The following is a 10,525-nucleotide window of genomic DNA, read 5'->3' as shown; positions in this document are numbered from 1 at the left end:
TCAAGTGTGACTGGAGTTCAGACGTGTGCTCTTCCGATCTGTTGTAGTCGCGTACCCAGTTTTCATCCAGTTTGTGGAAATGGGCGGGTACCGGCGAAATACTGTATTCAAACAGCATTTCATCGCGGGGTTTGGCAACACTGCCAAGAATGCCGATAGTGTGGTCGTCATACTTTACGACATCGAGGATCACGGTGTTGTAATGGTTGTTATACCACGGTGCCAATATGAATTTAGAGCGCATAAATTGCAGCGCAAACAGATAGTCATCGGCGGTAACGGGTTTGCCGTCGGACCATCGAGCGTCCGGGTCTAAGCGGTAGTAGAGGCTGTGTCCGTCGTCGCCAAACGCCCAGTGCGTGGCAAGTTCCGGTATGGGGTTGAGCGTGTTCGGGTGTATGCCGACCAGTCCCAGATGGTTGGCGCGCATATAGCTTGCAAAGCTGCCATTGGAGTCGGGGCCTACCAAACGCAGCGTGAGCGGAAAGGTGGTAATAAAGCTGCGAAAGCGGCCGCCGCGTTTGGCTTCAGGGCTGGCGAATATGGGGTCGCTCAGATTGGTTTGCCAGGACAGATTCTCGGGCAACTGTTCGGGTAGCTTAGCGTCTTCGGCGGCGTAAATCCATAAGGGGAAAGCCGCGACGAATAACAACAGCAGTTGTGAGAGGCGTTTATTCATAGAAACTGAATTTTCGTGGATCGTAGGCATCGCGAATCGCCTCGCCGACATAGGCAACAAGCATCAATATTAGGGTCATGGCCACCACTACCGAGCCAACCAGCCACAGCGATTCCATGTTTTCTGTGCCCTGCTTGAGCAGTTCTCCCCAGCTGGGTGTTGGCGCCGGAAGGCCAAAGCCTAAGTAGTCCAAGGCGGTAAGTGCGGTGATACCCGACGCCACGGAGAAGGGAACAAAGGTGATCAGTGTCGATACGCTATTCGGCAGGATATGCCGAAAAACAATGCGGCTACCCGAGGCGCCGAGCGCGCGCGCCGCCATCACGTAATCCCGAGAGACCTCCTTGTACGTTGCGGTACGCATATACCAGGTCATGGCGGTCCAGCCGAAGAAAGCCATAATGAACAGTAGGGTCCAGAACCCCGGGGTGATGATGGAGGCGACAATCATAATCACGTACAGGAAGGGGACATTGGACCAAATTTCGATAATGCGCTGGAAAAATAAGTCAAAGGCGCCACCCCAATATCCCATCATGCAGCCAATGGCGACGCCAATAGCGTAGTTAAATACCAATAGCACAAGCGAGAATAGCATCGCCGTGCGAAAGCCGTAGATCAGCCTGGCAAGGACGTCGCGCCCGCTGGTGTCGGTGCCCAGATAATGCCGTGTGGTGAGCGAGGGTGCGTGAGGCGGGAAATCCCCGGCTATCAGGTCATTTTCCAACGGGCCGTAGGGAATCGGGGGCATGAGCACCCAGTTGCCCTCATCGGCGTCGCGAAACTGCGCCTGTAGTTCCCGGTAATTAGGCTCGTAGTCGATGTCCAGGCCAAAATCCTTGCCGCTGTGCTGCGCCCCAAAGGTGGGGAAATACAGCTCGCCCTGGTAACTCACCAGCAGTGGCCGGTGGTTGGCAAGCAGCTCCGCGCCAAAGCTGAGCGTGGTCAATACCAGCAACAACCAAGCGGAGATATAGCCTCGACGGGATTGTTTGAAACGCTGCCAGCGCTTTTGGGCGACGGGGTTTCGCAGCAGATTCATTAACGGCTCCCTCCACCAAAGCGAATGCGCGGGTCAACAATGGCCACACAGATATCGGAAAGAATGTTGCCGATTAGGTAGAGCAGGGAAGAGATCACCAAGATACCCATCACAATGGGGTAGTCTCGCTCAATAATGGCCTCGTAGCCGAGTAGTCCAATACCGTCGATGTTGAAAATGGTCTCGATCAAAAAGGAGCCGCCAATCAGCAAGGAAATATTATTACCAAAGGAGGTGGCGACGGGAATAAGACTATTGCGCAGCGCGTGCCGGCGAACGCTTTTTCCTAAACTCAGGCCCTTTGCCGCCGCTGTGCGCATGTAGTCAGCTGATAAATTATCCATCAAGGCGTTTTTCATCATCAGGGTTGTTACCGCAAAACTTCCCGCTAAATAGGCAATAAGCGGCAGTGCGGCGTGGTGAAAAACGTCTTTGGCCTTGGCCAGCGGCGAGAGTTCCTCGAAGTTGTCGGAGACAAAGCCGCCGAGAGGAAACCAGTCGTAGTAACCGGCAAACACCGAAATCAACGCAATACCGATGACATAGCTGGGTAGTGCGTAACCCAGAAACACCACTGCTGACGACAAATTGTCAAAGCGGCTGCCGTGGTACATGCCTTTGAGCAGGCCCAGCGGGATGCAGACGAGGTAGGTGAGCACAAGTGTTGTCACGCCGTAGAATACGGAGACAGGAAAGCGCTCCTTGATGATGTCCCAAACGGGGTCCTGATAGCGGGTGGAGAGGCCCAGGTCAAAACGCAGCACCTGTTTTAGCCAGCTGGCATAACTGCTTAGCAAGGGTTTGTCGAAGCCGTAGTAGCGCTTGAGCTCTTCGAGCTGCTCGTCAGATAGCGTGCCACCGCCCTCGCTGCGGTGCAGGCTGCCTGCCTCGCCACCAAGCTGGGCCTGGGTCATCATTCGCTCTATCGGCCCGCCGGGAACAACACGGGTGATACTGAACACCAGCAGGGTGATGCCAATGAATGTAGGGATAATCAACAGGCCGCGACGAACGAAATAGCCAAGCATAGGTACTTCCAGTCAGGTGGCTGTCAACTACAGGTCGGCCCGGGTCACATCGACGTAAAGGGTCAGCGATTGGCCGGGTTGCAAATAACTGCTGCGGCCAATTGAATTCCACTCCAGAATATCGGCAATTTTCAGCTTGAAGCGGCTCGCGATACGCGACAGCGAGTCGCCGCTGCGAACCTTATAGCCCACCTTACGCACGATACCATTGCCTGACGATGGACCTTTTTTCCAGATCGCCAGTTTTTGCCCCGGCTTGATGAGGGCACCTTGATCCAGGCGATTCCAGCGAATGAGTTGCTTGACTGACACCTTGTGCCGTTGAGCAATGCCGCTGAGCGTGTCGCCGCGGCGAACAATATGCTGCGACTGGTGACGGCCGCGCTCAGCAATGCCACGGTCTAAGTTGGGGGAGGTGGTCGCCTGGCTGCTGGCTGGGATCAGGAGCTCTTGGCCGACGCGCAACATATCGCCATTGAGCTTGTTGAAACGCTTAATGCTGGCAATATCGATGTGGTGGCGCTTGGCAATGCTAATCAGGTTGTCACCCGGTGAAACTCGATAGCGCTGCCAGGCAATGCGCTGTTCTTTGGGCAGGGCGGCCAAGCGTGTTTTAAATTTTTCGGCCTGCTTGCTGGGAATCAGAAGGTGGTGAGGGCCCTCCGGCGCTGTCACCCAGCGGTTGAAGCCTGGGTTGTAGCGATATAGCTCCTCGACGCTGATATCCGCCAGGGCAGCGGCTTTGGCGAGGTCTATCTGGCTATCTATGGCCACCTTTTCAAAGCGCGGCGCGTCGGCAACGGCCGGCAAGCTGATGTTGTAGCGTGCGGGGTTTTGGTAAATTTTGACCAGCGCCAGCAGTTTTGGCACGTAGCGCTTGGTTTCCTTGGGGAGTTTTAGCGACCAAAAATCTGTCGGCTTGCCCGCCTTGCGGTTGCGGCGAATGGCGCGATTCACCGTGCCCGCGCCGGCATTGTACGCCGCCAGGGTCAGCATCCAGTCACCGTCGAAGCGCTTGTTTAAGGTGGTGAGGTAATCCAGCGCGGCGTCGGTGGCGACCAGAACATCGCGGCGACCGTCATACCACCAGTTTTGTTGAATGCCGACGTATTTGGCGGTATTCGGAATAAATTGCCAGAGACCCGCAGCGCGGCCATGGGAGTAGGCGAAAGGGTCGTAGGCGCTCTCGACAAAAGGCAGCAGCGCCAGGTCTATCGGCATATCGCGGGCTTCAAGCTCTTTGACGACGTGATAGATATAATTCCCGGCGCGGGCGCTCATCTTGGCCATATAGTGGCCGTGCTTGCTATACCAGTCTTCCAGTTTATCGACTTCGCGGCGCTCGGTTAGCGGCAAGAAACTCAGTTGCGCACTGAGGCGCTCCCAAACATCGCTGTAGCGGCGCTCACTGGCAGGAATCGGTGGCGGCAGTAATTGGTTCTCAAGCTTAGCGATATGCTCACTGCAACCCTCTGTACAAGCGGGTGCGTCGTTTTTGGCTTGCGTGGGCTGGCTGCGATTAGTCGCACAAGCGCCCACGCTGATAAGCGCGGTGGCGAGAGTTAGCCTCAACAAAAGCTGGTAGGTCGTGTTTTTCATGCAAAATTAGCTGTTGTCTTTCCAGCTTCGAAGCGCGGCGAACACCTCTTGCTGGTTTAAGTTATCGTTGCCTTCACGCAGGCAAATGGCCTGGCGAACACCGTCTTGTGCGGTGCGAAGGAATGGGTTGGTTGCCGACTCTTCCTCAATGGTGGAGGGAAGCGTTATCTCTCCGCGTTCACGCAAAGCCAGCACCTGCTCATAACGATTGCGCAGTGTGGCGTTATTGGGCTCTGCCTTCAAGGCGAACCGCAAATTACTTGCTGTGTATTCATGAGCGCAGTAAACCCGAGTAGCGCCAGGTAAAGACTGAAGTTTACTCAGCGAGTTCAACATTTGCGCCGGGCTACCCTCAAAAAGCCTGCCGCATCCGCCGGCAAACAGCGTATCGCCGCAAAAAAGCAGGGCAGACTCCTCATTATAGAAGGCCAGATGATCCAGGGTGTGGCCGGGAACGGCCAATACGCGAAATGTTTCGCCCAGCACGCCAATGGTGTCGTGGTCTGCCAAAGGGCGGGTGATGTGCTTGCAGGATGTTTCCGGGCCACAGACGTCGACGTTGGGGTATTGCGCCAGTAGGGCCTCAACACCGCCAGTATGGTCCCAGTGGTGATGGGTAATTAGAATTGCGGTAAGCTTTAGTTGGGCATGCTTGAGGAAGTTGATGACGGGCGCTGCATCGCCTGGGTCGACGACAACAGCGTCTTCGCCAGATGAGATGCACCAGATGTAATTGTCGCTGAATGCCGCTATTGGCGTGACCGACAGCTTGCCCATAAATAAACCCTCATTTAGCGTCAGGGTATACAGTTTTCCCTTGTCAGACAAGGTATTAGCTCATGGTGACAGGGTCAGCACAGGGGGGAAATCATGGCTAGATGGCGCGCTCAGCATTCGCCTGAAGTATTGTTGCCCGCACTGCGGCAATGGTTTCGCGGTCCCGTCGGCGGCACCGTGTTACACGAAGAGCAGCGTTTGGTGCACCACGCACTCAGCGACCGGAGTACCTCCGGCCGTCAACTGTTGAATTTAAGCGTGATTCCCGAGCGTTTTAACGTTGATCCACAGTTATGCCAGCGCCAATTGCACCTCGGCGGGCTGGGGCAATATGGCTATAGTCAGATTCTGGATGCCGTTTGTGATTTCGACCAATTGCCGCTGGCTAATGAATCTGTGGATATGGTGGTATTGCACCACCTCCTGGAGTTTGTAGAAAACCCCCATACCGTATTGCGCGAGGTCGAGCGGCTGATCGTGCCCCACGGCAAACTGGTCATATGCAGTATCAATCCATGGTCTCCACTGGCCCTGCGAGGGCTAATGGGCAGGCTTAAACGCAGCGCAATGTGGCAGAACCACAGTTTGAGTATTAATCGCATTAATGACTGGCTGTCATTGCTTGGTTTTGAAACCGCAGACGTTAGCTATGGCTTTCACCGCCTGCCGATCAGTTCTCCCAGTTTCTTTATGAACCATCGGCCATTTTCCCCGTCCATGCCAATGGGTGGTGTTTTTGTACTGAGCGCGACAAAATACCGCGCGCCGCTCACTCCGGCAGCAGAGGTCCGTAAGCGCGCTAAAATTCTCCGGCATCCAAGTATGCTCGGGGCAACACGTGATATTAAACATGAGTAACTGAATGACTAGCGGTGACAGTAAAGTTGAAATTTTTACCGATGGTGCCTGCAAGGGTAACCCCGGCCCCGGCGGTTGGGGTGCACTGCTGCGCAGCCGCGGGCAAGAAAAAACGCTGTACGGCGGAGAAGCCGATACAACAAATAACCGCATGGAACTGACCGCCGCTATCGAAGCGCTTCGGGCCCTAAAGCGGCCCTGTCAGGTGGCACTAACCACTGATTCCCAGTACGTCAGAAAAGGCATCACCGAGTGGATGGCCAACTGGAAAAAGCGCAACTGGAAGACGGCTGGCAAAGCACCGGTGAAAAACGCGGATCTGTGGCGCGAGCTGGATGCGTTGAATAGCCAGCACGACATTGAATGGCACTGGGTAAAAGGGCACTCGGGTCACCGGGAAAATGAAATTGCCGATAGCTTGGCTAATCGCGGCATAGATGAGTTGAGACGATAACGATGCGCCAGATTGTCCTCGATACAGAAACCACCGGTATTGACCCTAATGACGGCCACCGGATTATCGAAATTGGTTGTGTGGAGCTCGTTGGCCGAAAGCTGACAGGGCGGCACTTTCACCGCTATATCAACCCCGAGCGCGAAGTGGAAGCGGGGGCGATAGAGGTCCACGGCATTACCAATGAAATGCTTGCCGATAAGCCCTTGTTTTCAGCAGTGGCTGAGGAATTTCTCGATTTTGTTCGCGGCGCCGAACTCGTCATTCACAATGCCCCGTTCGACGTCGGCTTCCTCGATATGGAGCTGGCTAGGCTACCGGGCCGGCAGCCAAAGCTTGCAGAAATCTGCGGTGTGGTCGACACCTTGGTCATGGCGCGCCAGAAGCACCCCGGGCAGCGGAATAGCCTGGATGCATTGTGCCAGCGTTACTATGTAGATAACTCTCAGCGCGACCTTCACGGCGCATTGCTCGATGCTGAAATTCTGGCCGATGTGTATCTAATCATGACCGGTGGCCAGACCAATCTGGCGCTTGCCGGTGAGGATGGCAACGAGGGCGGGGAAGGCGGAAGCAAGGGCATTCGGCGCCTGCCGGCGGACCGACCTGCTTTGACGGTGGTGCGCGCCAGTGAGGATGAGCTGGCCGCTCACTTAGAGCAATTGCAGATCATTGATAAAGCCAGTGGCGGCAATTGCCTTTGGCGCAGCACAGAGGCGAGTGACGGCAACTGATTTCGTGGCGCAGTAGCGCTTTATGCTGTTTGACGCTGTGCATAAGCAAAAATAACTGATAAAAAGACGAATAAATACCGCAGCTTAACTGTCAATTTCACAAGTGGGTTGAGCTTTGTTTGAGCCGCGCCAGGCTCGTGACAACGGGGCATTACCAGTGTTCAAGCAAGCCGCATTGCAGAATGATATTAATAGTAGCTCCTACGCATTGGTGGGGGAGGAGCTGAGTAATACCCTGCAGCAAGCCACCAATATCTTTGAAACCTTCTTGGCCGAGCGCCACGATTTGCGCTTGCTGGATGAGTGCGAGATGGCCCTTCGTCAGATAGGGGGAACCCTGCGGCTTATCGAAGTGCGCGGGGCTGCGCTTATCGCCGATGAAATGCGCTCACTTTGCCAAGCGATTGTCAGTAATACCGCAGCCTTGCCAGACGCCCAGCTAAATGCCTTGAGCACGGCTTTTTTTGTTCTGCCGCGCTACCTGGAATTTGTACAAAGTCGCGGCAACGAAATCCCGTTGATGGCGATTACACACGCCAACGAACTGCGAGAGGCTCACCGCCAATTACTGCTGCCCGATAGCTATTTCTGCAAGAACGACGCCTATGTCTTTAGCCGCGACTCGGAGTTGAAGTTGCGCAGTCACGCAATGGCCCAGGATGCGCTAGCAGAATTGCTTAAGCGTGTTCGGCAAAGTTACCAGCGTGCCTTATTGGGGCTGCTGCGCGACGCGCAACCGGCGATGCAATTCACCCTAATGTCGCGAGCGCTACGTCGCTTGTGCGGGGCACTGCCGGCAGGACGGAACCAGCGTTTTTGGCTGCTGGCCAGCGCCGTCATTGAAGCCTTTGCCCAGGGCGGGTTGGAGCTGAACCCTCGGCGCAAACGCCTACTCACCGGTTTGGATGGCGCTCTGCGGCGACTGGGTTCAGATAAGCCCGGGGATGAAATTCTCGAACAAGAGCTGTTATTCCTGCTTCGATTGTCGTCCTGGCAGGAGGGGTTTAACGGCAAGTTACTGCAGGCGATTGGCACTCGTCCCTTTGATATTAATGATGCAGAAATCCAACGCCTGCGCACGCAGATGCTGGGTTTAAGCTACGACACGGTCTCCTCCGTGCTCAACGAGCTGCGGGCGGAGCTGCGTCATGCCAAAGATATTCTCGAGCTACTTGCACAACACGGCCGCAGCGACGACGAAGAAATTCGCCCGCTCAGCGAATTGCTGCAGCAGGGCGCTGATGTGCTGTTGGTGCTCAACCTGCCATCACTCTCGGAAGTATTGGGGCGCTATGCCGGCGTGTTGCTCGATCTAATCGGTACTGATCTAAGCAATGCCAGAGCGGTACTTGAAGAGTTGGCGGAAACTCTGCTGTTTATCGAAAGTAGCCTGGCACAGATCGACCGGCGCAAGCTCAACTACGATGAGCTCAATGCGCTCAGCATTGATAAACGCGATAGCATCAGCGCCGACAATCAGGTGAGTGAGGCCACGGCAATTGTTATCGAAGAAGCGAAAAGCGCCATTGGCATGATTAAGCGCGCCATCGCCTCCTATATCGACTCTGGCTTTGACAGCACACATATTGCAAACGTCCCGAGCAGTTTGAGCTCGGTGCGGGGCGCTTTCGATATTTTGAAAATGCGCCGTTTGGCGGCGGTCACGGGTTCAGCGACCCGCTTCGTTAAAACCTTTATGGGACGCGAACGCAGCGACGCTCAGCGCGATGCGCAGGCGCTAGAGACGCTCGCCGATGCGATGATCAGCGTCGAGTATTACCTCGGCGAGCTGGAGTCGCGCCACATCCCCGATGAGAAAATTTTACTTATTGCGGAAGACTCATTAAAACAATTGGGCTTTCCGGTAGAGATGGCGCAGGACACGGGAAATGCCGCTTCCTGAGCTCGCTACGCTGTTACTGCTGATTTGCGTCGGCAGTGTTCTTATTTGCGTCGTTCTGCTGCTGTCGCTGCGCCGTCGTCCGCTGTCTTGCGGGCTTTTACTTCTGGCATTTGCGCCGATGACGGCCACGACCGTCCTGGTCAGCCAAGACCTAATCAGTTATCGCAATTTGGCGGTGGAACAGCGCATAGCCACCGTATTCGTTGCCCAGTCCAGTGAGAATAATTTTGCGCTGCGCCTGGATATCGACGGAAACCCCATGCCATTTCACTTTCCCGTGCGCGGCGATGAATGGCGGCTAGAGGGTAGGGTGCTGCGTTGGGATGCTGCGCTGGCAAAGCTGGGGTTGAATAACCTGGTTCGCCTTGAGCGCCTTAGCGGTCGCTATCAACACCCCGAGCGCGAAGCCAATAGCCAGCGAACAGTGCACCCACTACCCAGTGGCGAATGGCTCGACAGTTGGCCAATGCTCAGTAACTACGCGTTTATTTGGCGTTGGGTAGATGTCGACTACGGCAACGGGGTTTATGCACCCTTGCAGGATGGCGCAGTATTTGATGTTTACCTCGGCCGCAGCGGTATGTTTATTCGGCCCAAAAACCCAATTGCTATCAACGCGTTGCGTAATTGGTCAACTTGACTGTTGGTCAGCCCCGTACCACTATGACGAACCTTTTCTAACTGACTTGGAGCCCGTTTTTGGACTTTCTAGTGGATTACAGTCTGTTTCTCGCGAAAGCGGTTACGGCATTGGTATTTATTGTTTTATTGCTCACCGTTATTACCTCGTTTAGCCAGCGCAGCAAACGCGAGGGCGAAGACGGTCACGTTGAAGTCAGCCGTCTGCACGAGCGTTTTGAAGACTGGCAAGACACCATGAACTACGGCTTGCTGAGCGAAGAAAAGTACAAAAAACTGCGCAAGGACAAGAAAAAACAACACAAGGCCGAGCGCAAAGCCAAGCAGGAAAAGACGAAAAAGCGGCTATTTGTTCTCGACTTCGACGGCGATATTCGCGCCTCGGCGGTGGAGTCATTACGCCACGAAATCAGCGCAATACTCACGGTTGCCAATGACCAGGACGAAGTGCTGCTGCGCCTGGAAAGCCCTGGCGGCATGGTGCATAGCTACGGCTTAGCCTCATCGCAACTGCAGCGACTGCGCGACAAGGGTATTCCCCTCACTATCGCTATCGACAGGGTTGCCGCCAGTGGTGGCTATATGATGGCGTGTATCGGCAATCAATTGCTTGCGGCACCCTTTGCAATCATTGGTTCAATCGGCGTCGTGGCGCAAATGCCCAACTTCCATCGCTTGCTGAAAAAGCACGATGTCGATGTCGAATTGCACACCGCTGGCGAGTTCAAGCGCACCCTCACTATGGTTGGCGAGAATACGGATGAAGGGCGGAAAAAATTTATTGAAGAGCTCGAGGAAACTCACCAGTTGCT

General features: G+C 55.0%; 11 protein-coding genes. 6 read left to right on the top strand and 5 right to left on the bottom strand.

Going from position 1 to position 10,525, the window contains the following annotated elements; all coding sequences use genetic code 11:
• The 5 genes from ABNS66_RS15490 to gloB form a co-directional block, all read right to left on the bottom strand.
• A partial coding sequence (locus ABNS66_RS15490; RefSeq protein ID WP_348655387.1) for an ABC transporter substrate-binding protein occupies positions 1-679 on the bottom strand: 679 nt, incomplete at its 3' end.
• Positions 672-1,721: an ABC transporter permease gene (locus ABNS66_RS15485; RefSeq protein ID WP_286838464.1), complete on the bottom strand. Its 1,050-nt coding sequence runs from the start codon at positions 1,719-1,721 to the stop codon at positions 672-674. The genes ABNS66_RS15490 and ABNS66_RS15485, both read right to left, overlap by 8 nt.
• On the bottom strand, positions 1,721-2,749 hold the full coding sequence (locus ABNS66_RS15480; protein WP_027873761.1) for an ABC transporter permease subunit: 1,029 nt from the start codon (positions 2,747-2,749) through the stop codon (positions 1,721-1,723). The genes ABNS66_RS15485 and ABNS66_RS15480 overlap by 1 nt, the downstream gene beginning before the upstream one ends.
• Positions 2,750-2,776: 27 nt before the next feature.
• A complete protein-coding gene (locus ABNS66_RS15475) occupies positions 2,777-4,348 on the bottom strand; it encodes a LysM peptidoglycan-binding domain-containing protein (protein ID WP_286695060.1) in 1,572 nt (523 codons plus the stop codon).
• 6 nt (positions 4,349-4,354) lie between these two features.
• Positions 4,355-5,176: a hydroxyacylglutathione hydrolase gene (gene gloB, locus ABNS66_RS15470; protein WP_286838460.1), complete on the bottom strand. Its 822-nt coding sequence runs from the start codon at positions 5,174-5,176 to the stop codon at positions 4,355-4,357.
• Between the two features lie 42 nt (positions 5,177-5,218).
• On the opposite strand from gloB, the gene ABNS66_RS15465 reads away from it, so the two are divergent.
• From ABNS66_RS15465 to sohB, 6 genes are all read left to right on the top strand, one after another.
• Positions 5,219-5,983, top strand: a complete 765-nt coding sequence (locus ABNS66_RS15465) for a class I SAM-dependent methyltransferase (RefSeq protein ID WP_204996525.1) — start codon at positions 5,219-5,221, stop codon at positions 5,981-5,983.
• A 4-nt stretch (positions 5,984-5,987) separates the two neighbouring features.
• Positions 5,988-6,437: a ribonuclease HI gene (rnhA, locus tag ABNS66_RS15460; protein ID WP_204996526.1), complete on the top strand. Its 450-nt coding sequence runs from the start codon at positions 5,988-5,990 to the stop codon at positions 6,435-6,437.
• A gap of 2 nt (positions 6,438-6,439) precedes the next feature.
• On the top strand, positions 6,440-7,171 hold the full coding sequence (gene dnaQ / locus ABNS66_RS15455; RefSeq protein ID WP_286838457.1) for a DNA polymerase III subunit epsilon: 732 nt from the start codon (positions 6,440-6,442) through the stop codon (positions 7,169-7,171).
• Between the two features lie 157 nt (positions 7,172-7,328).
• A complete protein-coding gene (locus ABNS66_RS15450) occupies positions 7,329-9,074 on the top strand; it encodes a hypothetical protein (protein WP_286838455.1) in 1,746 nt (581 codons plus the stop codon).
• Positions 9,061-9,714 (top strand): hypothetical protein, encoded by a 654-nt coding sequence (locus ABNS66_RS15445; protein ID WP_286838452.1) that lies wholly within the window; start codon positions 9,061-9,063, stop codon positions 9,712-9,714. Before ABNS66_RS15450 ends, ABNS66_RS15445 begins: the two co-directional genes overlap by 14 nt.
• Before the next feature lie 59 nt (positions 9,715-9,773).
• Positions 9,774-10,525 (top strand): protease SohB (sohB, locus tag ABNS66_RS15440; protein ID WP_348655386.1); only part of this gene is annotated, 752 nt, incomplete at its 3' end.

This window comes from uncultured Spongiibacter sp., from assembly GCF_964011655.1.
GTDB lineage: Bacteria > Pseudomonadota > Gammaproteobacteria > Pseudomonadales > Spongiibacteraceae > Spongiibacter > Spongiibacter marinus.
The sequence above is the reverse complement of the archived record's forward strand: the minus strand, read 5'-3'. Positions and strand labels throughout refer to the sequence as shown.